Origin of the sequence: Listeria monocytogenes ATCC 19117, from assembly GCF_000307025.1 — a bacterium.
Classification (GTDB): Bacteria; Bacillota; Bacilli; order Lactobacillales; family Listeriaceae; genus Listeria; species Listeria monocytogenes_B.
This window is the reverse complement of record NC_018584.1, coordinates 2,569,633-2,592,927: the sequence shown is the minus strand read 5'-3', so window position 1 is coordinate 2,592,927 and position 23,295 is coordinate 2,569,633. Positions and strand designations below refer to the sequence as shown.

Annotated in this window: 23 protein-coding genes; all 23 read left to right on the top strand. The window is 37.9% G+C overall.

Annotated elements, in window-relative coordinates; translation table 11 throughout:
* Positions 1–128: 128 nt before the first annotated feature.
* The 23 genes from LMOATCC19117_RS12795 to LMOATCC19117_RS12685 all read left to right on the top strand — a co-directional run bounded on the left by LMOATCC19117_RS12795 (position 129) and on the right by LMOATCC19117_RS12685 (position 23,221).
* Entirely contained in the window at positions 129–839 is a 711-nt protein-coding gene (locus LMOATCC19117_RS12795) for a response regulator transcription factor (protein WP_003741169.1), read from the top strand.
* Positions 839–2,614 (top strand): two-component system histidine kinase PnpS, encoded by a 1,776-nt coding sequence (pnpS, locus tag LMOATCC19117_RS12790; protein WP_003725430.1) that lies wholly within the window; start codon positions 839–841, stop codon positions 2,612–2,614. Before LMOATCC19117_RS12795 ends, pnpS begins: the two co-directional genes overlap by 1 nt.
* A gap of 255 nt (positions 2,615–2,869) precedes the next feature.
* Entirely contained in the window at positions 2,870–3,778 is a 909-nt protein-coding gene (locus LMOATCC19117_RS12785; protein WP_003725429.1) for a phosphate ABC transporter substrate-binding protein, read from the top strand.
* 93 nt (positions 3,779–3,871) lie between these two features.
* Positions 3,872–4,795, top strand: coding sequence for a phosphate ABC transporter permease subunit PstC (pstC, locus tag LMOATCC19117_RS12780; RefSeq protein WP_003741167.1), 924 nt, complete (start codon positions 3,872–3,874; stop codon positions 4,793–4,795).
* Positions 4,792–5,676 carry a phosphate ABC transporter permease PstA gene (pstA, locus tag LMOATCC19117_RS12775; RefSeq protein WP_003722630.1) on the top strand — a complete coding sequence of 295 codons (885 nt, stop codon included), beginning with the start codon at positions 4,792–4,794 and terminating at the stop codon, positions 5,674–5,676. Before pstC ends, pstA begins: the two co-directional genes overlap by 4 nt.
* A 27-nt stretch (positions 5,677–5,703) precedes the next feature.
* Positions 5,704–6,519, top strand: a complete 816-nt coding sequence (gene pstB / locus LMOATCC19117_RS12770; protein WP_003725427.1) for a phosphate ABC transporter ATP-binding protein PstB — start codon at positions 5,704–5,706, stop codon at positions 6,517–6,519.
* A 14-nt stretch (positions 6,520–6,533) separates the two neighbouring features.
* Positions 6,534–7,313, top strand: coding sequence for a phosphate ABC transporter ATP-binding protein PstB (gene pstB, locus LMOATCC19117_RS12765; protein ID WP_003722628.1), 780 nt, complete (start codon positions 6,534–6,536; stop codon positions 7,311–7,313).
* Between the two features lie 12 nt (positions 7,314–7,325).
* Positions 7,326–7,985 (top strand): phosphate signaling complex protein PhoU, encoded by a 660-nt coding sequence (phoU, locus tag LMOATCC19117_RS12760; RefSeq protein WP_003725426.1) that lies wholly within the window; start codon positions 7,326–7,328, stop codon positions 7,983–7,985.
* A gap of 267 nt (positions 7,986–8,252) precedes the next feature.
* The gene (locus LMOATCC19117_RS12755; RefSeq protein ID WP_003725425.1) at positions 8,253–8,558 is read left to right on the top strand and encodes an ArsR/SmtB family transcription factor; all 306 of its coding nucleotides are present in this window, start codon (positions 8,253–8,255) and stop codon (positions 8,556–8,558) included.
* Positions 8,559–8,663: 105 nt separating this feature from the next.
* Positions 8,664–9,050, top strand: coding sequence for a hypothetical protein (locus tag LMOATCC19117_RS12750; RefSeq protein WP_003727904.1), 387 nt, complete (start codon positions 8,664–8,666; stop codon positions 9,048–9,050).
* Positions 9,051–9,071: 21 nt separating this feature from the next.
* The gene (locus LMOATCC19117_RS12745; protein ID WP_003725423.1) at positions 9,072–9,719 is read left to right on the top strand and encodes an HD domain-containing protein; all 648 of its coding nucleotides are present in this window, start codon (positions 9,072–9,074) and stop codon (positions 9,717–9,719) included.
* Between the two features lie 20 nt (positions 9,720–9,739).
* Positions 9,740–9,979, top strand: a complete 240-nt coding sequence (locus LMOATCC19117_RS12740; protein WP_003729217.1) for a CsbA family protein — start codon at positions 9,740–9,742, stop codon at positions 9,977–9,979.
* Positions 9,980–10,229: 250 nt separating this feature from the next.
* Complete coding sequence (uvrB, locus tag LMOATCC19117_RS12735) at positions 10,230–12,206, top strand: excinuclease ABC subunit UvrB (RefSeq protein ID WP_003725421.1); 1,977 nt, start codon at positions 10,230–10,232, stop codon at positions 12,204–12,206.
* Between the two features lie 7 nt (positions 12,207–12,213).
* Positions 12,214–15,084: an excinuclease ABC subunit UvrA gene (gene uvrA, locus LMOATCC19117_RS12730; protein ID WP_003734492.1), complete on the top strand. Its 2,871-nt coding sequence runs from the start codon at positions 12,214–12,216 to the stop codon at positions 15,082–15,084.
* A 208-nt stretch (positions 15,085–15,292) separates the two neighbouring features.
* On the top strand, positions 15,293–16,555 hold the full coding sequence (locus LMOATCC19117_RS12725; RefSeq protein ID WP_003734493.1) for a DUF4097 family beta strand repeat-containing protein: 1,263 nt from the start codon (positions 15,293–15,295) through the stop codon (positions 16,553–16,555).
* A gap of 66 nt (positions 16,556–16,621) precedes the next feature.
* A complete protein-coding gene (locus LMOATCC19117_RS12720) occupies positions 16,622–17,833 on the top strand; it encodes a DUF4097 family beta strand repeat-containing protein (RefSeq protein WP_003725418.1) in 1,212 nt (403 codons plus the stop codon).
* Positions 17,834–17,856: 23 nt separating this feature from the next.
* Complete coding sequence (locus tag LMOATCC19117_RS12715; RefSeq protein WP_003725417.1) at positions 17,857–18,057, top strand: PspC domain-containing protein; 201 nt, start codon at positions 17,857–17,859, stop codon at positions 18,055–18,057.
* Positions 18,058–18,065: 8 nt separating this feature from the next.
* Positions 18,066–18,419: a phage holin family protein gene (locus LMOATCC19117_RS12710; protein ID WP_003725416.1), complete on the top strand. Its 354-nt coding sequence runs from the start codon at positions 18,066–18,068 to the stop codon at positions 18,417–18,419.
* 186 nt (positions 18,420–18,605) lie between these two features.
* Complete coding sequence (gene hprK, locus LMOATCC19117_RS12705; RefSeq protein WP_003722615.1) at positions 18,606–19,544, top strand: HPr(Ser) kinase/phosphatase; 939 nt, start codon at positions 18,606–18,608, stop codon at positions 19,542–19,544.
* An 85-nt stretch (positions 19,545–19,629) separates the two neighbouring features.
* Positions 19,630–20,463, top strand: coding sequence for a prolipoprotein diacylglyceryl transferase (gene lgt, locus LMOATCC19117_RS12700; RefSeq protein ID WP_003725415.1), 834 nt, complete (start codon positions 19,630–19,632; stop codon positions 20,461–20,463).
* 43 nt (positions 20,464–20,506) lie between these two features.
* The gene (gene ppaX / locus LMOATCC19117_RS12695; protein ID WP_003725414.1) at positions 20,507–21,160 is read left to right on the top strand and encodes a pyrophosphatase PpaX; all 654 of its coding nucleotides are present in this window, start codon (positions 20,507–20,509) and stop codon (positions 21,158–21,160) included.
* Between the two features lie 3 nt (positions 21,161–21,163).
* Positions 21,164–21,661 carry an acyltransferase gene (locus LMOATCC19117_RS12690; protein WP_003731207.1) on the top strand — a complete coding sequence of 166 codons (498 nt, stop codon included), beginning with the start codon at positions 21,164–21,166 and terminating at the stop codon, positions 21,659–21,661.
* A gap of 84 nt (positions 21,662–21,745) precedes the next feature.
* Positions 21,746–23,221, top strand: a complete 1,476-nt coding sequence (locus LMOATCC19117_RS12685; protein ID WP_003725412.1) for a tetratricopeptide repeat protein — start codon at positions 21,746–21,748, stop codon at positions 23,219–23,221.
* Positions 23,222–23,295: the final 74 nt, after the last annotated feature.

Here is a 23,295-nt window from a genome sequence, read left to right as displayed (position 1 = left end):
GAAAGCAGCATTGGTGTTTTAAGTTTTTGTAAAGATAAGATTAATATAAAGGCATTTCTACCCGAAAAAGGTTAATTCATGCTATATTTTAGATAAAAGTGTTACATAAAGAAGGGATGGGAAGTACGTTGGTAAAAATTCTTGTAGTTGATGATGAAGCTTCTATTGTTACGTTACTGCAATTTAACATTGAAAAAGCTGGGTTTGATGTGGTAACAGCAGAAGACGGCAGAACCGGATACGAACTCGCTTTGTCCGAAAAACCAGATTTAATTGTGCTTGATTTAATGCTTCCTGAGATGGACGGAATCGAAGTAACAAAAAAACTTCGCCAAGATAAAGTAAATGTGCCAATTTTAATGTTAACGGCAAAAGATGAAGAATTAGATAAAATTATCGGACTGGAACTTGGAGCAGATGACTATATGACTAAACCGTTTAGCCCAAGAGAAGTAGTTGCAAGAATTAAAGCAATCTTGCGTCGAACAGAAGGAAAAGCCGAAATAATAGAAGAAATAACCGAAGATTCGGAAGCTACGATATTAATTGGTGATTTGAAAATTTTGCCAGATAGTTATGAAGTGTATTTACAAGATGATTTACTTGATTTAACGCCAAAAGAATTTGAGTTATTGCTATTCTTGGCAAATCATCGTGGCAAAGTTTTCTCTAGAGACCAATTGCTCGATACTGTCTGGAACTATGATTACGTTGGAGAAACCCGAATTGTAGACGTTCATGTCAGCCATTTGCGCGATAAAATCGAACTAGATACAAAACAACCTAAATACATCAAAACAATTCGTGGCTTCGGTTATAAAATGGAGAACGTGAAATAATGAAGAAATTATGGCTGAAAATCGGGTTATCCTTTTTTATCTTATTTTTCGTTGTGATGGTTATTGTTGGCGTTTTTTCCGGGGAACTAATGAAATCAACGTACTTAAATATGAAAGAAAATCAATTAGAAGATGACGCAAAAATTCTGCTTCAAACAACTAATATGGAGAATTTAGATTTAGATAAAGATGCCGCAACTATCCAAAAAAGTCTTGATCCACTTGGCGAGGATATTGATGCACGCATTACGGTGATCGATAGCAAAGGCGACGTGGTAGCTGATACAAAAAAAGACCCAGAAAAACTTGATAACCATATGAATCGCCCCGAAGTAACAGATATTCTGAAAAAAGGGGAAAGCGTTGGTATTTCAATCCGTGAAAGTGATTCACTTGGTTATAGTATGCTTTATGTCGCGGTTCCTGTTAAACATCAAGGCAAAACAGATGGTGTACTGAGAATTTCGATTTCACTTGAATCTGTTGATGCGGCGGTTGCTAAACTCTGGGGGAACTTAGCGCTTATTTTCGGTATTGCACTTGTAATTATCGCAGCAATCAGTGTTTTTATTGCTAGAAAAATCACTAGACCAGTTCGCGAAATCATCGAAGTCTCTACAGATTTGGCCAATCATAAATACGATAGTCGCATCCACGGTAAAATAAGCGGAGAACTTCAAGATCTCTCCATCAGTGTAAACACATTAGCAGAAAGCTTGGAAACGCAAATGTTTGAAATTAAGCAAAATGAGCAACGACTTAATGCTATTGTCCAAAACTTAGTAAGTGGCGTAATGCTGATTAATGTCGATAAACAAGTCATCATGACCAACCGCACCATGTATCAAATTTTAGGAGAGACAGAAATCACCGGCAAACCATTTTATGAAGTAATTAAAAGTTTTGCACTGAGCCAGTTGATAGAAGCGACTTTTGAAACAAAAACCATTCAACAAAAAGAAATTATTCTTTATTTCCCGCGCGAAATGATTTTGGATGCAAGTGTTTCTCCAATTTTAGGGGAGAATGGGGAAATTACTGGGATTATTTTATTACTGCATGATATCACTCAAATTCGTCATTTGGAAAATGTTCGTTCTGAATTTGTCACCAACGTTTCTCATGAATTAAAAACACCCGTGACGGCTCTCAAAGGATTCGCGGAAACATTACTTGACGGCGCAATGTACGACGAAGTGCTACTAAAAAAATTCCTAACGATTATTAAAGAAGAAAGTGATCGATTGCACCGTTTGATTATGGATATTCTCGCACTTTCTAGAATTGAACAAAATCCGGTCGCGGAAAACGTTGAGCTGGTTGACGTTGACGAGGTAATTGAACAATCTGCTCGCACTATTTTTGAAATGGCGACCGAAAAAAATATTCGAGTAACCATTCCAGAAAAAACAAGTGCATCCGTTATGATTGAAACAGATCGTGACAAGCTGCAACAGATAGTAATTAACTTGCTTTCTAATGCAATCAACTACACCCCAGTCGATGGAAAAGTAGAAGTTAAATTAATCGAGCAAGAGGCAGAAGTTATAATAGAAGTAACTGATAACGGAATTGGCATCCCGGCTAAAGATATTGACCGCGTGTTTGAACGATTCTACCGAGTGGATAAAGCCCGCAGCAGACACTCAGGAGGCACTGGACTTGGACTTTCCATCGTCAAACATTTAGTTGAAAACTGTGGTGGGCGAATCGAAGTAGAAAGCCAAGAAGAAGTTGGCTCGACCTTCCGCGTCACTTTACCAAAAAAAGCCTAACAAATATCCTGTTTGAAAGAATGTAATCTTTCAGACAGGATATTTTTATTTTATTTACGAAAGAAACAAATTTGGTGTAATAATTTACTAGTTTGCCTTCTGTTTGAAAGATATTCATAAAAAAGTTTACATTTTCGACAAAAAATGTGGTTATTTACAATTACTTAACATTAGCTACACACCACCTTAAATCTCAGACGTTATAGTAATACTTGTAAGGAATAACAATTAAAAAAACAAGGTGGGAATAAGATAATGAAAAAGAAGTATTTGGGAATAGTAGCAATGTTAGCAGCAGTAATGCTTGTCTTCGCAGCATGTGGAAGTGACAGCAGTTCATCAGATAAAGCAAACGGATCAACAAAAGGGGATAAAGAAGTTTCTGGCTCATTAACAGCAGTCGGATCCACTGCACTTCAACCACTCGTTGAAGCAGCTTCCAAAGAATTTATTAACACTAACCCTAAAGCACAAATCAACGTGCAAGGCGGTGGTTCTGGAACTGGTTTAACACAAGTACAACAAGGCGCAGTTGAAATTGGTAACTCGGACGTATTCGCTGAAGAAAAAGATGGCGTAGATGCTTCGAAACTGGTTGACCATCGTGTAGCAGTTGTCGGAATGGCTCCAGTAGTAAACAAAGATGTAGGCGTTAAAAACATTACAAAACAACAATTAATCGATATCTTCACTGGTAAAACTACTAACTGGAAAGACGTTGGCGGTAAAGACGAAAAAATTACAATCATCAACCGTGCGGAAGGAAGCGGAACACGTGCTACTTTCGAAAAATGGGGACTTGATGGTAAAACACCAGTTAAAGCACAAGAACAAGATTCATCCGGTACAGTTCGTAAAATCGTAAGCGAAACTCCAGGAGCAATCAGCTACCTAGCATTCTCTTACATTGACGCTTCCGTAGTTGGACTTTCATTAGATGGCGTTGAACCAACTGAAGATAAAGTTGCAACTAACGACTGGAAAATCTGGTCTTATGAACATATGTATACAAATGGCGAACCAAAAGGCTTAACAAAAACGTTCTTAAAATACATGACTTCTGATGAAGTACAAAATAATATCGTACCACAACTTGGTTACCAATCAATCAAATCCATGAAAGTGGAACGTGATGCATCTGGTAAACTAACTGACGTAAAATAAAAAGAATGAAATGGGCGTCTATCCTAGTAATACCGGGATAGACGTATACCCATGTTAGGAGTAAACATGGGAGGAGAAAGGAGCTTACGTGACTTGGAAGCGATAAAAGAAAAGAAGCTTACACAAACTTCTAAAAAGGCGCATCTAGAAACTAGAGGCAAAATTATTACATTCATCTGTATTTCAATCATGGTTATTGCCGCAGCGTCTATTTTGTTTTTTGTTATATCGAAAGGTTTAGCAACATTTACAGTTAATAAAGTGTCTTTTGTTGATTTTATAACTGGAACAGACTGGAATCCTTCGCAAAAAGATGCAAACGGAAATCCTCTAGTTGGCGCTTTGCCAATGATTATTGGTTCTTTTGCAGTAACGCTTTTTGCCGCTTGTATTGCAGGACCACTTGCAATCGGTGCAGCCATTTTTATGGTGGAAATCTCACCTAAGTTTGGGAAAAAGATTTTGCAACCAGTTATGGAACTTTTAGTTGGTATTCCATCTGTTGTTTATGGATTCATTGGACTAAGTGTTGTCGTTCCATTTATTCGTGACCATATTTCGGGAAGTGGCTTTGGTATTGCCGCTGCGACCGTAGTTTTAACAGTAATGATTTTGCCGACTGTTACTTCACTCAGCGTAGATGCGATTAAATCTGTTCCACGTCACTACCGAGAAGCTTCGTTGGCACTTGGCGCAACACGTTTCCAGACGATTTGGAAAGTAGTGCTTCGTAGCTCGCGTTCAGGAATTTTGACAGCGATTGTATTCGGGATGGCTCGTGCATTCGGTGAAGCTCTTGCTGTACAAATGGTTATTGGGAACTCTGCTGTTATTCCAACCTCATTATTTGAGCCAGCTTCTACATTAACTAGTATTTTAACAATGGGTATGGGAAATACAGTTATGGGGACGCTTGATAATAATATCCTTTGGTCACTTGCAATGGTGTTACTCGCAATGTCACTATTCTTCATCATTGTGATCCGCTTCATCGGACGTAGGAGGAAAGTCAAATGAATGTAAAAACAAAAGATAAAATCGCGACAGGCGTTTTCTATGCTATTGCTGTATTAATTGTCATTATTTTAGCTGGCTTACTTGGCTATATTTTAGTAAAAGGTGTTCCGCAACTTAGCTGGAAGTTTTTGACGACCCCACCACAGTCGTTCCAAGCTGGCGGCGGAATCGGTCCTGAAATCTGGAATTCATTTTATATGCTCGTTATTACGATGATTATTTCTGTTCCTATCTCGCTCGGTGCGGGAATTTATATGGCAGAATATGCGCGTAAAAATTGGATTACAGATTTAATTCGCACAACGATTGAAGTGCTTTCCTCACTTCCATCTATTGTCGTAGGGCTATTCGGTTTCCTTGTTTTTGTTATTCAAATGGGGTGGAGCTTCTCGGTTATTTCCGGGGCGCTTACACTAACGATTTTCAATTTACCACTATTAATTCGTGTTGTCGAAGAGGCACTTAATGCTATTCCAAACACGCAGCGTGAAGCAGGGCTTGCTCTAGGTTTATCCAGATGGGAAACAATCACGCGAGTACTTGTTCCAGCCGCACTCCCGGCAATTATTACCGGAGTTATCTTAGCAGCAGGACGGGTATTTGGTGAAGCAGCGGCGCTTATTTTCACAGCCGGTCAAAGTACACCTATTCTTGATTTCACTGACTGGAATCCGGTCAATCCAGCTTCACCACTAAATATTTTCCGCCCAGCAGAAACATTAGCTGTTCATATTTGGAAAATTAATGGTGAGGGAATTATGCCAGATGCACAAGCCGTTTCTGACGGAGCTTCTGCGGTATTAATTCTTTCCGTATTACTTTTCAACGTCTTAGCTCGCCTGCTTGGAAAATTTGTTTATAAACGCATGACCTCGTCTTAAAAAGCCAGGAAAAGGAGATTTTAAATGATGTTAACGAAGAAACCTGAAATTAATACAATTTTACAAGCAACACCAGATCCTCATTCACTTCCTGCTGCAATGGCGACCGAGGATTTGCACGTATATTATGGCGATAATCACGCAATTAAAGGTGTTGATTTAACCTTCCCGGAAAATAAAGTGACAGCTTTGATTGGACCATCTGGTTGCGGTAAATCCACATATTTAAGAGCATTAAACCGAATGAACGATGAAATTGATGGTTGCCGCATGGAAGGTCAAATTTTATACGATGGGATTAATATTAATCGTAAAGAAGTTGATTTATACAATGTTCGCAAAGAAATAGGCATGGTATTCCAAAAACCAAATCCATTCACGAAATCTATCTATGAAAATGTTGCTTTTGGCCTCAAACGTCATGGCATGAAGAATAAAAAAGAAATTATGGAGCGTGTGGAGAAAAGTTTGCGTCGAGCAGCTCTTTGGGACGAAGTAAAAGACGATTTAGGAAAAAGCGCACTATCCCTTTCTGGTGGGCAGCAACAACGTCTTTGTATTGCTAGAGCTGTCGCAATGCAGCCAAAAGTATTGTTACTTGATGAGCCAGCATCTGCACTTGATCCAATTTCGACAAGCAAAATTGAAGATTTAATTAATGAGTTGAAAAATAAATATACTATTATAATCGTGACGCATAATATGCAACAAGCGGCTCGTGTATCCGACTACACTTCTTTCTTCTATCTGGGGGAAGTCGTGGAATTCTCAGGAACATCCGAACTTTTCACGAATCCGCAACAAAAACAAACTGAAGACTATATTTCTGGTAACTTTGGCTAGAAAGGAGCTTTTTTATGACAACTGAAACTGCTGAAAAAGTAGAGTATATCATTGAAACAAAAGATGTAGATTTATTTTATGGTTCCAAACAAGCACTACAAAAAATCGCTTTAAACATTAAGAAAAATCAAGTGACCGCTCTAATTGGTCCGTCGGGGTGTGGGAAATCAACTTTTCTGCGTACGCTTAACCGAATGAATGATTTAATTCCCAATGTGAAAACGACTGGAGAAATCCATATTGGCGGTGAAAATGTACAAGATCCTAAAATTGACATGGTTAACTTACGAAAAAAAGTGGGTATGGTTTTCCAACAAGCAAACCCATTCCCGTTTTCGATTTATGATAATGTCGCTTATGGTCCGCGGATGCATGGTATAAAAGACAAAAAAGTACTTGATGAGATTGTAGAAAGAAGTTTGCGTCAAGCGGCTCTTTGGGAAGAAGTGCATGATAGGCTGGATCGTTCGGCGATTGGGATGTCAGGTGGACAACAACAGCGGCTTTGCATCGCACGAGTTCTAGCTGTTAAACCGGATGTTATTTTGATGGATGAGCCAACTTCTGCACTGGACCCAATTTCGACAGCAAAAGTAGAAGATTTGATTTTAGAATTAAAGAAAGACTATACGATTGTTATTGTGACGCATAATATGCAACAAGCATCCCGGATTTCCGATGAAACTGCCTTTTTCTTAAATGGTCGCATCGTGGAGTTCGCGGATACGACGAGTATTTTTACCAACCCAGCAGAAAAGGAAACAGAAGACTATATTTCAGGAAGATTTGGATAAAGGAGTGTTATTATGGTAGTCAGAAAAATTTTTACGGAACAGTTAAACGACTTGCACCAACATCTAATGGAAATGGGAATGCTTGCGAATGAAGCGATTTTTAAAGCAGTCAAGTCACTTGTACACCGCGATACCGAGCTTGCTAAACAAGTAGTTGCAGAAGATAAAGCAATCAATAACATGGAGCTTTCACTGGAACAACGCTCTTTTGAGTTGATCGCTTTGCAACAGCCAGTTGGTATGGATTTGCGAAAAATCGTCACAGTACTAAAAACAAGTTCGGATTTAGAACGAATTGGTGACCACGCAGTAAGTATTGCCAAAACGGCTATTTTAATTGGTGAAAGTAAGGTTTTAAAGCCGATTCCCGAAATACCAGAAATGGGCGAAATTGTAAAAGCAATGCTACAAGACGTATTAAAAGCTTACCTTGCAGAAGATGAAGTTGCTGCTCGCAAAATTGCTGAGCGCGATAATGAAGTCGATAAGCTTCATAAAATCGTTTATCAAAAATGTATTCATTTTATGCAAGAAGAGCCAGAGCATATAGAAGATGTTTCACAACTACTCTTAGTTTCCCAGTATATCGAACGTATTGGTGATTATGTAACAAATGTGTGCGAATGGATTGTTTACTTGAAGAGTGGCGAAATTGAAGATTTAAACAGATAAAAAAAGCCCGATTTTCCTTTCCACAGGTTAATCGGGCTTTTTTTGGTGTGTTAGGCGGTTTAAATAACTTCTCAATATTTAAAACCCTTTTATTCCCCAGCTCTCCTTTCTTAATGATAAAAAAATTGTATCATTGAAACAGAGAAAATCTTGTTTTTGCTCATATTTAATCATTTTTTAATAGATGTGTTGTTAAACTTGCGGAATCATTCCTATTTAAGTATCATATGAGTATATGAACATATATGGAAAATGGAGTGATATTTAATGGAAAACGCAAAACAATCTTTAGATGAAGAAACGCTATTTAGTGTTACGCAGATATTTAAGGCGCTTTCTGATCCAACGCGTGTGCAGATTTTAAATTTGCTTCAAGACCGCGAATACTCTGTGAATGAAATTGCGCGAACACTTGCGTTTAACCAGACAACTGTTTCTCACCAGCTGCGTTTTTTAAAAAACTTAAGACTTGTGAAATCAAGACGTGAAGGCACGACGATTTATTATATGCAAGATGATAATCACGTATTAGAATTACTCACACAAGCAATTCGCCACGTGCACCATCATTAAGTAAGAACGCTCAGAAAACCTTTTAGGAATGATGGGTGTTTTTTATCCCAAATAAACAGAGATTATGGTAAAGTAAGTAACAAATAAAAGCTTGGAGGAAGTATTTTGAAGAAATTATCACCAATGCAGAAGTTCATTGTTATTATAGGGATTATTGTGATGATTATTATTGCGATTTTAGCAGTTGTTTGGAATAGTAATCTCACAGCAGTTATTGGTTTATCTGTTGTGCAATTTATTATCATTCAGTTCGTTTGTTATGTTGGTATTTATTCGCATATGAAAGTCGGAACGGCGCGCGGAACAAAGTTGTTTAGCTGGGGAATACTGACGACACTTTTATTTTCAGCAATTATTTTTATTTTTGCTACCGATAATTTTAGAACTTACTCAGCCGCAATGATTGCTTTAATTGGTTATGCTGCGGCGCTGATGATGCGTGAAATCGAAAACACTAATCCTGCCAATAAAAAACAAAAACGTGAAGAATAAAACGAAGGATGGAGGGATAATATGGGAATTCATCAATATTTCCAAAGTTTATCAGATTTAGAAAACATTTATCGTTGCCCAGGAAAATTTAAATATCAAGAGCACTCTGTTGCAGAACATTCATATAAAGTTACATCCATTGCTCAATTTTTCGGCGCTGTAGAGGAAGAAGCTGGGAATGAAGTGAATTGGCGTGCACTATACGAAAAAGCGCTAAACCACGATTATTCAGAGCTTTTCATCGGGGATATTAAAACGCCTGTGAAATATGCAACGACAGAACTCCGCGAAATGCTTTCAGAAGTAGAAGAAAGCATGACAAAAAATTTTATTGAACGAGAAATCCCAGAAACGTATCAACCAATTTATCGTCATTTGCTAAAAGAAGGTAAAGACAGTACGTTGGAAGGGAAAATCCTCGCAATTTCTGATAAAGTAGACCTGTTATATGAATCCTTTGGTGAAATTCAAAAAGGAAATCCAGAAAATATTTTTGTGGAGATTTATAGTGAAGCACTTGCAACCATTTATCAGTACCGAGAAATGGCTAGCGTGAAGTATTTTTTAAAAGAAATTTTACCAGATATGCTTGCTGAAAAAGGTATCGAAAAAACAGAATTACCACAGCTTACAACGGAAATAACGACCAAAGCATTGCGAGACGCGTAAAAAAGGGGGAGGAAAGTAAGATGGATCAAATTATATCTGCACTTATTTTCCCTTGTCTCCTTGTTATTCTTTTTGCGAGAATCACCTATAATCGTTATGTCGCTTTGCTTTTGATGGTGATTTTGATCGCCGCTTCTGCCAAGTTAGGTTATACGAGTTCTATGTGGCTAATTATTATTGATGCTTTTTCAATGACCATTGGTTTTGTGCTTGCAACATATATGCTGCGACGTTTAAAGAAGAGTGGCAGTGATTTTTAACAAAGCAAATATATAGGTAGAAAAGCGTAAAAGTGATAAAATAAAGAAAAGCGTAATCAACAGGTTGCGTTTTTTATTTTTCAACAAATGCGAAAATATGTTCGGTTTTTGCTAGGCTAATTAAAATATTTATGATAAAATAGAAACATTAACGGATCTGAAAAATCCGCTTTTTGCTTTGCTGGACTTTTCACAAATAAAGCTTTTCAGATACCAGAATCGGACCGATAAAGAATAGGGGGAATCCGAGTTGAAGGATAAATTTGAGTTAGTTTCTAAGTATAGCCCACAAGGAGACCAACCTAGAGCGATAGAACAATTAGTTGCGGGATTAAAAAAAGGCTTGAAACACCAAACTTTACTTGGTGCAACCGGTACAGGGAAAACTTTTACCGTATCCAACGTGATTCAGGAAGTAAATAAGCCAACACTTGTCATGGCCCACAATAAGACGTTAGCGGGACAGCTGTATAGCGAGTTTAAAGAATTTTTCCCAAATAATGCTGTAGAATATTTTGTCAGTTACTATGATTACTATCAACCAGAAGCCTATGTTCCGCAAAGCGACACGTATATCGAAAAAGATGCAAGTATCAATGATGAAATTGATAAGCTTCGTCACTCTGCTACCGCTGCGCTTTTTGAACGTCGTGATGTAATTATCATTGCGAGTGTATCGTGTATTTATGGCTTAGGTTCGCCGATTGAATATGGAGAGATGCTCGTTTCGCTTCGTGTTGGTATGGAAATTAGCCGTGATCAGCTACTGCGTAAATTAGTAGACATTCAATATGATCGAAATGATATAGATTTTCAACGTGGGCGCTTCCGTGTTCGCGGCGATGTTGTCGAAATTTTCCCGGCATCAAGAGACGAGCACTGCATGAGGATTGAATTTTTCGGTGATGAAATTGAACGTATTAGAGAGGTAGATGCACTTACTGGCGAAATTATTGGAGAAAGAGAACATGTTTCCATTTTCCCGGCATCTCACTTTGTTACCAGACCTGATATTATGAAAAAAGCAATTGTTAATATAAAAGCGGAACTCGAAGACCGCCTTCAAGTTTTACGTGCAGATAATAAATTACTCGAAGCACAACGTCTTGAACAACGGACGAATTATGATTTAGAAATGATGGAAGAAATGGGTTATTGCTCTGGTATTGAGAACTATTCTAGACATTTATCCCTTCGTCCAGCGGGAGTTACACCATACACGTTACTCGATTACTTCCCAGACGATTTCCAAATGGTAATTGATGAGTCACACGTTACGATGCCACAAATCCGTGGTATGTTTAACGGTGACCAAGCCAGAAAACAAATGCTAGTTGATCATGGTTTTAGACTACCAAGTGCTTTAGATAACCGTCCGCTAAGATTAGAAGAATTTGAAAAACATATCAATCAAATTATGTTCATTTCCGCCACACCAGGCCCTTATGAACTAGAAAAAAATCCGGATGTCATTGAACAAATCATCCGACCAACCGGCTTGCTAGATCCAATCGTAGAAATTCGCCCGATTCAAGGACAAATCGATGACTTAATGGATGAGATTAATGATCGTGTCGAGAAAAACGAACGTGTTTTAATCACCACTTTAACGAAAAAAATGTCAGAGGATTTGACCAATTATCTCAAAGAAGCTGGTGTTAAAGTACAATATCTCCACTCGGAAGTGAAGACGTTAGAGCGAATCGAAATCATTCGCGACCTCCGACTTGGTGTGTATGATGTTATCGTTGGAATTAATTTACTTCGCGAAGGAATCGATTTACCTGAAGTATCTCTTGTCGCTATTTTAGATGCGGACAAAGAAGGATTCCTTCGTTCCGAGCGTTCCTTAATTCAAACAATGGGTCGAGCCGCTCGTAATGAAAACGGTCGAGTAATCATGTATGCTGATAAAATGACCGATTCGATGCGCAATTCTATTGGCGAAACAGAACGCCGTCGTAAAATCCAAATTGAATATAATGAAAAACATGGCATTACGCCAAAAACAATCAAAAAAGAAATTCGTGGTATCATCGCAGCGACTTCTGCCGCAGATGAAAGAGAAGCAGTGAAGCAACATGATTTAAGCAAAATGTCTAAGAAAGAACGCGATGTGTTCATTGAAGGTATGGAACATGAAATGAAAGAAGCAGCCAAAGCACTTGATTTCGAACGTGCTGCTGAACTTCGCGATGCTTTACTGGAAATAAAAGCGGAAGGATGAAGCGAAATTGGATAAAGAGAAAATAGTAATTCAGGGTGCAAGAGCCCATAACTTAAAAAACATTGATGTAGAGATTCCTAGAGACAAATTAGTAGTTATGACTGGACTTTCAGGTTCAGGTAAATCTTCGCTTGCTTTTGATACGATTTACGCAGAAGGACAAAGACGTTATGTAGAGTCTTTGTCCGCATATGCGCGCCAATTTTTAGGCCAAATGGATAAACCAGATGTAGATTTAATTGAAGGATTAAGCCCTGCCATTTCGATTGATCAAAAAACAACAAGCCGTAATCCACGTTCAACTGTTGGTACTGTCACAGAAATCCATGACTATTTGCGCTTACTTTATGCTCGTGTTGGGCATCCAGTTTGTCCAAATCACGGTATTGAAATCACTTCCCAAACAATCGAACAAATGGTGGATCGCGTTCTAGAATATCCAGAAAAAACACGTATTCAAATAATGGCTCCAATCGTTTCTGGTAAAAAAGGAACCCATAAGAAAACTATTGAGGAAATAAAAAAAGAAGGCTATGTTCGAATTCGTGTTGATGGAGAAATTTATGATATCAATGACGAAATTGAAATCGAGAAGAATAAAAAGCATTCTATTGAAATCATTATTGATCGCATTGTGATTAAAGAAGGTATCAATACTCGTTTGTATGACTCCATTGAAGCGGCTCTTCGTTTAGCTGATGGTTATGCGGTTGTTGATATAATGGGCGATAAAGAATTATTATTTAGTGAACACTATGCGTGCCCTTATTGTGGGTTTTCCGTTGGTGAATTAGAACCAAGAATGTTCTCTTTCAATAGCCCATTTGGCGCTTGTCCAACATGTGATGGACTTGGCACTAAACTTGAAGTCGATGTCGACACAGTTATTCCAGATAGAAGTCTGTCTCTAAATGAAGGTGCTATTATTCCTTGGCGCCCAATTAGCTCGCAATACTATCCACAAATGCTAGCTTCGGCTTGTAAAGAGTTCGGAATAGATATGGATACACCTTTGGAGAAACTAACGAAAGAAGAATTAGATATTATTTTAAATGGATCAAAAGACAAAGAATTCTACTTCGAATACAAAAATGATTTCGGAATGACACGCGAAACGTGGATTCCTTTTGAAGGGATACTTCCAAATATCGAACGCCGCTATCGTGAGACAAATTCCGACTTTACGCGTGATCAAATGGCGCAATATATGACTGATTTACCATGTCCATCTTGTAAAGGTTATCGTCTAAAAGAAGAAACACTTTCTGTTAAAGTAAACAATCATCATATTGGCCAAATCAGTGAGTTTTCTATTAATGAAGCACTAGATTTCTTTGATGGCTTAGAACTCTCTGAAAAAGAAACACAAATTGCAGCGCCGATTTTCAAAGAAGTTCGTGCTAGACTAGGCTTCTTAAAAAATGTTGGGCTCGACTATCTAACAATGAGCCGTGCAGCTGGGACGCTATCTGGTGGTGAGGCGCAGCGAATTAGACTTGCTACACAAATCGGTTCCAGACTTACTGGGGTACTTTATATTCTAGATGAACCTTCCATCGGTCTTCATCAACGAGATAATGACCGTTTAATCAGCACACTCCAAAGTATGCGTGACATTGGAAACACGCTTATTGTCGTTGAGCATGACGAAGATACGATGATGGCCGCAGATTATCTTATTGATATTGGTCCAGGTGCAGGGGAACACGGTGGACGAATTGTTGCAGCCGGAACTCCAGAAGAAGTTGCCAAAAATAAAAATTCCATCACTGGTGACTATCTTTCAGGTAAAAAATTTATTCCAGTTCCTGCTAAACGTAGAAAAGGTAACGGACTAGAATTAGAAATTATTGGTGCTAAAGCAAATAATCTCAAAAACGTAAATGCAAAAATTCCACTAGCTACTTTTTCTTGTGTAACTGGAGTTTCAGGTTCAGGTAAAAGTTCGCTAGTGAATGAAGTATTACGAAAAGCATTAGCGAGAAAACTAAATAGAAACCACGCAAAACCAGGTGAACATAAAGAAATAAAAGGTATCGAAAACCTAGAAAAAATCATCAATATAGATCAATCACCAATCGGAAGAACACCGAGATCGAATCCAGCTACTTATACAGGGGCTTTCGATGATATTCGTGACCTTTTTGCAAGCACAAATGAAGCCAAAGTTCGCGGTTATAAAAAAGGTCGCTTTAGTTTTAACGTAAAAGGTGGACGTTGTGAGGCGTGTAAAGGCGACGGAATCATCAAAATTGAAATGCATTTCTTGCCCGATGTATATGTACCCTGTGAAGTTTGTCATGGAAAACGATACAATGGCGAAACGTTAGATATTCGTTACAAAGGCAAAAATATTGCTGAAGTATTAGAGATGACTGTAGAAGAAGGTCTAGAATATTTCACTAACCAACCGAGAATTGCACGTAAACTGCAAACGATTGTGGATGTTGGACTTGGTTATATTCGACTTGGGCAACCTGCTACGACTCTTTCTGGTGGTGAAGCACAGCGTGTTAAGCTAGCTTCGGAACTTCACAAGCGTAGTAACGGAAAATCTTTCTATATTCTGGATGAACCAACGACCGGGCTCCACGCAGATGATATTGGTCGTTTACTCAAAGTATTACAAAGACTTGTAGAAGAAAATGGCGACACAGTACTTGTTATTGAGCATAACCTTGACGTAATTAAACAAGCGGATTACTTGATTGATTTAGGACCAGAAGGCGGCGATGGTGGCGGTCAAATTATTGCAACCGGCACACCTGAAAAAATCGCTCGCTCGAAAAAATCATATACAGGTAAATACTTGAAACCAATTTTAGAACGCGATAAAGAACGCACAGAAGAACGAATCACAACAGCCAAGAAAAAATAATCAAAACCCCGCTTATGCAAAATATAAGCGGGGTTTTTAATAGTCCTTAAGAACAAACCACCCAAAGTCCAAACAAATAATCATCCTCTGGTTGTATGACAGAAATTATATTTTCCTTCATAATAGAGTCATAGATAAAACAGATATGTCACTTGCATGTGAAAGCAAGCCTAAAATAGTTTAGCCTAAATTATAGGAGGAAATGAAAATGGAAAATGAACGTAAACGTATTCTCGAATTAGTAAAACAAGGTATTATATCCACTGAAGAAGCCCTTACTCTACTTGAAAATATTTCCAAAAAAGAAGGTAAAACAGCAGCAAAAGAAAATATTCGTCGGTCTGCGGCTCCGAGAGAAGAAGAACAAGTCGAAGAAGGAACAAAAGAAGAACCATCATACGATTACAGTAAAGGTTGGAACAATCAAGGAAACCCTTATACACCTCCAAAAAGTCGTAAAAGACGCCCAGAACCGACTCCAGAAAATCATGAAAGAGACGAAGAAGAGGGCGGCGAAAATTCTTCTAAAGATCGTGAAGACTCCATGCGCAATATGGTTAATGATTTATCCCAAGCGGGTGAAAAAATCGGTTCTTTCCTAAATAGTGCATTTAAACAAGTGAAAGATATGCCATTCCCGTTCTTAACTTCAACGAAAATCGAACGTGATTTCATTTATCATGACACAACACTTTCTATTTTAGAATTTGAAATTGCTAATGGTAATATTGAATTTAAACCATCTGATTCGAACGATATCAAAGTTCACGCGATGATTAAACTATTCAAAGAATATCCAGAAGATGAAGCACTTAAAATCTTCTTTGATAAAACAACTTTACGTGTAGATGAAGAAACTTTACGTTTTGAGTCTAAATCAAAACAAATCGTTACAAACTTAACTGTATACTTGCCTCGTCGTGAGTACGATTATGTTTCCGTTAAAATGCTTAATGGTAACTTCCATATGGATGAATTATCCGGTCGTGATTTATTTGTGAAAACAACCAATGGTAATATTAGTATTGGTACTTTAAATGCTACTTTGGCAGAAATTGAGTCAATTAATGGTAATGTTCGTATCCAAAATGGTGAAATTCGTGATGTTGCACTGAAAACATTCAACGGTAACGTAGCAGTAAAAGGTAATTATTACTCCACCAATTTACAAACTAAAAATGGTAATGTAAATTATCAACTAACTGGAAATGAAGCTACTTTCTTAAAAGCAAAAACTGGTGCAGGTAATATCGATGTGGTTGTACCCGCAGCAATTGGTGTAGATGGCCGTTTCCACACAAACTTAGGTAAATTACTTTTAGATTTAAAAGATGCCGAAATTCTTGAATCTAAAACAGAGTCCGTAAGTAAATCAATTATTTTCACTAAACTACCAGATGCAGCTGATTCTTCCTTGAAAATCGAAGCAGAAGCAACTACTGGCTCCGTAAAAATTCGCGATGTAAAATAATTAAACGAAATCTAGCGCCGGAATGCGCGCTAGATTTTACATAGATATAAGAAAGGAAGAGCTAACATGGATAAAAAATTAAGAAGATCAAGAGTGGACCGGAAAGTCGGCGGTGTGTTTGGTGGACTAGCTGAGTTTCTAGGGATAGATGCCACACTTCTGCGACTAATTTATATTATCATCACCATTATTACGATGAAAACCGGTATTGCGATTATCGCTTATATAGTAGCCTTGTTTGTGATTCCTTCTTCCGATACAAGTAATGAAGAAGTACTTGAACGGCATCGTCGCCGCGTGGAGGAAAAAAGAAATCGTCACCTAGGACGTAATCAAGCTAGACAGGAAGTGCGAGAAGCAATGAGAAATAGTCATCATCATAGAAGACCAAGACCAGAAAATGCTGAACCAATTCATCACGGCGCAAGGAAGAAAGAAGCTCGCCCTCGTCCAGTACGAGAATTCAATTTTGATAATGCGACTTTCCGTTCCTTTACTATTAGAGTGGCGACCGGGGACGTTATTATCCGTTCTTGGGACAAAGAACAAATGAAAATCCGTGCAGTACTAGCTGTACATGAAAAAGCGCGATCTATTCGTCAATTAAGCGAAGAAAAACTATGGGATTACTTCTTTAGTCAAACGATGCTTGATATTTCTCCGGACAATTTCACTTTCGAATCAAAAAATGAACTTTTAAAAACCGATTTAGTTGTTACTATTCCAAAACGTTTATACGAGCAAGTGAAAATTCAGCTCTTAAATGGTAATTTGAAATATGACGATACAGCTGCTGAAGATGCTATTATTAAAACACGTCACGGTGATATTCGCTCATCAGGAGCTAGTGGTAAATTTTTGAGCACAGAATCAGCGGATGGAGAAATTTTCTTCAAACGTAGCACAGTAGAGAATGTAGATATGTCTACTGCTAAAGGAGATATTGCGCTTCAAGGTAGCTTTCTTACAACGATTGCTAAAGCTGCACAAGGGGACGTTGAGTATATACTCGAAAATGATACTTCCTCGGCCTCAGATTTAGAAGCACCAAATGGCGATATTCGAATTCAAATTCCGCCAACATGGAATGTCGATGGAACACTTGGAACTAAAAAAGAAAAAATCTATTTTGACTTAAAAAATGCAAAAATTTGGGATGACGCAGAAAGAACTTTTGTCTTCACTCAAAACGCAGAAGAAATAAGCATGGCGACACTTCAAGCAAAAGTAGGAAATGGAATTATTAAAGTTTCTGAACTGGAAACAAAGAACGTTTAATAAAATGAAAGGAAGGGAAAACAATGAAAAAGTTATATAAATCTTCATCACAAAAAATGATTGCTGGTGTCTGTGGTGGGCTTGCAGAATACTTTGGCATTGAAGTAACCATCATTCGTTTACTTTGGGCTGGAGCAGTTCTATTCTTTGGTACTGGGATTTTACTGTATATTCTAGCTGCGATTATTATGCCAACAGCAACACCTGAATCAGAATGGGAGTGAACTAAAACATGCGTTGGATTATAGGCGTAATTATTAACTCGGTGCTTTTCGTAGCTTTATCAGGATTCTTTACAAGTTTTCATGTAGATGGATTCACGACAGCGCTACTAGCGAGTTTTATATTAGCAATTCTAAATATGCTAATTAGACCTATTTTACTCCTTTTAACATTACCAATTAATATTTTCACACTTGGACTTTTCACCTTTGTTGTGAATGCAATTATGCTTGAAATGACTACCTTCTTTATTGGAGATTCTTTCCAAATTGATGGTTTTGGAACAGCGTTAATTCTCGCAGCAATTATGGCATTCGCAAACATGATTATTAATTCCGTTTTATGGGGTAACAAAGAAAAATAAACATTCCAGCTACATTTTGAGGCTAAAAATAGTCTTTTAAATGTAGCTGGTTTTGCTATGTAGAGCCATTTGAGTAGAAAGAGGTAGCTTGATTCCTTCTAAAGTGCTAAAATGAGAAGGAGCTTTCTAAATAATATTTTGTAGCGAACAGTAATGGACTTTTATAATTCATTTGGAGGTACTTGCATGACAAAATCGGTTACGGTAAAGGATTTAAAGGAACGACTTAATTTAGAGCTAATTTGTTCGGAAACGGGACTTGAACGGCCAATTTCAACAAGTGACTTATCTCGGCCGGGGCTGGAACTTACTGGGTTTTTCTCTTATTATCCAGAAGATCGTGTGCAACTTTTTGGCATGACTGAAATATCGTTTTCTGAAGGAATGGAACCTGAAGAACGTCTCAAAAGATATAAACAAATGTGTACGAAGCGGACGCCTGCTTTTGTGATTTCTAGAAATTTAGAAGTGCCGAAAGAATTAGTAGCAGCAGCGAAAGAAGCTGATATTCCGGTATTACGTTCACGACTTAAAACGACACGTTTATCTGTTTATATTACGAATTACTTAGAAAGCAGACTTGCGCCAGTTATTTCGATGCATGGTGTTCTAGTGGATATATATGGTTTAGGTGTGTTGATTACGGGGAGCAGTGGTGTTGGTAAAAGTGAAACAGCACTGGAGCTTGTAAAACGCGGGCATAGACTCGTAGCAGATGATAACGTAGAAATTCGCCAAGAGGATGAAATGACGTTAATCGGTTCTTCTCCAGCGATTATTGAACATTTACTCGAGATTCGCGGGTTGGGGATTATTAATGTAATGACTTTATTTGGAGCAGGCGCTGTTCGTTCTAGTAAAAAAATTACTATCGTTGTGCACCTTGAAAATTGGGATCCTGATAAGCATTATGATCGTGTCGGATTAGACCAAGAAAAGACAAAAATCTTTGATATGGATATTCCGAAAATTACGGTGCCTGTTCGACCGGGACGAAATTTATCTGTTATTATTGAGGTAGCGGCAATGAATTTCCGATTAAAGAATATGGGGTACAACGCGGCAGAGCAATTTACACAAGACCTGAATAATTTAATAGGTCATAACAGCAGTATGAATGATTAAATAAATAGTGAAAGCATCTCCGCAGCCAAACTTTACAAAAATGCTTGTTTGGTTGCGGAGTTGTCTTTTTGAAAGTAGGGGAATTATGGGTAATGGTGTTCAGCCACTTGATCCGGTGGCGATTCAAATTGGTAGTATATCTGTGAAATGGTACGGAGTTATTATTGCTTCGGCTGTTGTCATCGCGTTACTTCTTGCTTTAAGTGAAGCAAACAAGCGCAAAATGGATAAAGAAATTATTGTGGATTTGCTGATATGGGCAATTCCGATTTCAATTATTAGTGCTCGAATTTACTATGTTATTTTTGAGTGGGATTTCTATAAGAATAATTTAGGCGAAATAGTGAAAATCTGGCACGGAGGTATTGCTATTTATGGCGCGCTAATTGGTGCAGTTTTAACGGCAATTATTTTCTCGCGGATTAAGAAAATTTCGTTCTGGCAACTTGCGGATGTCGTTGCGCCAAGTTTGATTATTGCGCAGGCAATCGGGCGTTGGGGAAACTTCATGAACCAAGAAGCTCATGGTGCAGAAACAACGCGTTCTTTTCTGGAAAGCCTTCATTTACCAGATTTTATTATCAACCAGATGTACATAGATGGTGCTTATTATCAACCGACTTTCTTATATGAGAGTTTATGGAATGTGCTTGGATTTATTGTTCTATTAATTATTCGTCGCACAAAAATTCGTCGTGGGGAGTTGTTCCTCGGCTATGTAATTTGGTATTCATTTGGAAGATTCTTTATTGAAGGAATGCGGACAGATAGCTTAATGTGGGGGGACTTTAGAGTTTCGCAAGTGCTATCTTTACTTCTTATTGTTTTGTCTATTGGTATTATTATTTATCGTCGTATGAAAATGAATCCACCATATTATATGGAAGATAAATTTGGTAAAGTAGTTAAAAAGAAATAAAAAAGTTGGAGATTTTCGAGTTTGATTAAGAAAGGAAGAAATTATGACTGGGAAAATTACTACATTGTTGTTTGACTTAGATGGTACGCTTATAAATACGAATGAATTGATTATCAAAACATTTCAAGTGACATTTCAAGAATTCATGCCGGACCGGGTTTTTACTAGAGAGGACATTTTACCGTTTATCGGGCCTTCTTTAATGGAGACTTTCCGGGAAATAAATCCAGCGCATGCAGATGAGATGCGCGCTTTTTACCGAGAGTATAATTTGAAGCATCATGATGATTTAATTTTAGAATATGATGGAGTTTATGAAGCAATTCGTGCTTTATATGAAGAAGATTATAAACTTGGAATTGTATCGACGAAAATGTATGATACGATTATGCGAGGTCTCAAGGTAACTGGCTTGGATAAATTTTTCCAAGTGGTGATTGGGTTAGATCAAGTGTCTAATGCTAAACCAGATCCTGAAGGTATTGAGATGGCTCTTTCTTTATTAAATGCGACAAAAGAAGAAGCGATTATGATTGGCGATAATTATCATGATATTGAAGCTGGAAAAAATGCGGAAACCCTAACTGCGGGTGTAGCTTGGGCGATTAAAGGACCAGAACATTTGGCGCAGTTTCAGCCAGATTTCATGTTAGAAAAAATGAGCGATTTACTCGCAATTGTTAGGGACGAGGAATAGAATTTGAGGCGGCTGGATAGGTTTAAGGCACCCGATGATACAGTCAACACCCTATTTCAAGTGTATAAAACGATTTCTTTTTGGAAGGTTTTGAAGAATACGCTAGTAATAGAACTTGGTCGTTTTTTTCCATGGATGGGCGGTAAGCGTGCAATTTATCGCGCATGTCTTGGAATGGAAATTGGCGAGAAGACTGCCATTGCCTATAAAGTTATGCCGGATTTATTTTTTCCGGAAAAGATTTTGATTGGCGAAAACTCAATTATTGGTTATCACACAACTATCTTGACGCATGAATATTTACTTTCGGAGTACCGTGTTGGGGAAGTTGTGATTGGTCGGGATGTGATGGTTGGCGCGAATGTCACCATTCTTCCGGGCACAGTAATTGGAGACGGGGCTGTGATTGCTGCTGGGGCGGTTGTCTCGGTGGATGTCCCGGCTGGTAGTTTTGCTTATGGAAATCCATTAATAATAAAAGAAAAAGCTACTCTGACGTAAAAGTCAAAGTAGCTTTTTTTGTCGCCCAAAGTCATAAATTCTATGTTATACTCATTAGGATAAAGGTATCTTGGAGGTGGAAAAATGGAAAAAGACAAAAAAACACCCGCAAAAATCTATCCATTTTATCCAAATGGTCAGTTTTATTTTGAACGCGGTGTCGAAGCGTTTCGTGATCAAAGAATTAAAGAAGCAATCAGGTATTTAGTGCGGGCATCCGAACTGGAGCCAGGAGAAGCTGTTATTCTTTGTCAGCTGGCGATATGTTATACAGAAATTGGTCAATTCCATAAATCGAATCAGCTACTTAGAGAAGTTTTAGAACAGCGTAATGGGAACATGGAATACTGTTATTATTTTATTGCTAATAATTTTGCGTATATGAAAGATTATCGGAGAGCGTTACAATATGCTAATCGTTATTTGGATAGTTCAACTGATGGTGAATATACCGAGGAAGCTAAAGATTTAATTGAAGTTTTATTAGAAGAAACGCCTTTTGGTGAGACAATTGAAAATGGCTTTTCTAAATTAGAACAAGAATTCTATTCTTATAAAAAAGAAATTAATCGTTATTTAGCAGAAGAAGATAGTGCAGCTGCTTGCGATATTTTAAGAAAAGTCATTGATGAAAAACCGAATTTTTGGCCTGCTTATAATCAACTCGCTTCGCTTTATTTTGAGCAATTGAAAGAAGAAGAGGGCGTCAGAGTTTTAAGTGATTTATTATCGAGAAATCCGGGTAATCTCTTGGGTATTTGTGATTTATTTATTTATCACTTTTATAAGGGGAACCGTAAAGAGGCGGATGAGCTTTATCTGGAACTTCGGGATGTCCTACCGGTTCTAGCGCATCATAAAGAGAAGCTTGGTCTGATTCATGCGATGATGGGTGAATACGAGGAAGCGGATGATTTGCTTGAACAAGTGGCTGACTTGGAAGTGACTGAGCGTAGTAAGTATTATTATTTCCGTGCGAAATCTTCCTATTATTTAGGGGATGTGGAAGGGGCAAAAATGTTTTGGCATTCCTTTTTAGAGTGTGATTTGTATGAAGATGTTCGGTTTCCGTGGGAGCAAGAGGCGGATTTAACGAATGACACGCGACTGGTGCTTGAGATGCTTCAAGAGGAAGATGATTTGACTCATATGCTAGGTGTTTATGCATTAACTATTTCTGGAAATCGTCCGGAGTTAGTATTATTTCACCCGTTACTTGATATGAGCGATTGGTCTTACATGGAGCATTTAATGTTTACTAATTTTGATTATTTTCCGGATGGGGCTATTGAACAAAATGGTTATCTGATTGCAAAAGCGATGATTATTTTAAAAGAAAATGGTGTTTTGTTAAATGAAGAAAATATGGCGTTATATAAGCAGATGTTTTCGTTAGTTTTAATAGATGCTGGGAAAGATTTAATACTTGGTCGTTATACGATAGAAACTGTGGCTAGTGCGATTGCTAAGCTGTTTTTACCTCATTTGAAGCTTGAATTAGTAGAAGAATTTGAATGTAGTAAATGTGCGCGAGATATTGAGCGAGTTCTGAGCAGATAAATAGACCTTTTTGCTATTCCGTATTAGGATTAATTTAGGCTAACTATTGTATACACATAAACGAGGAGGGCAAA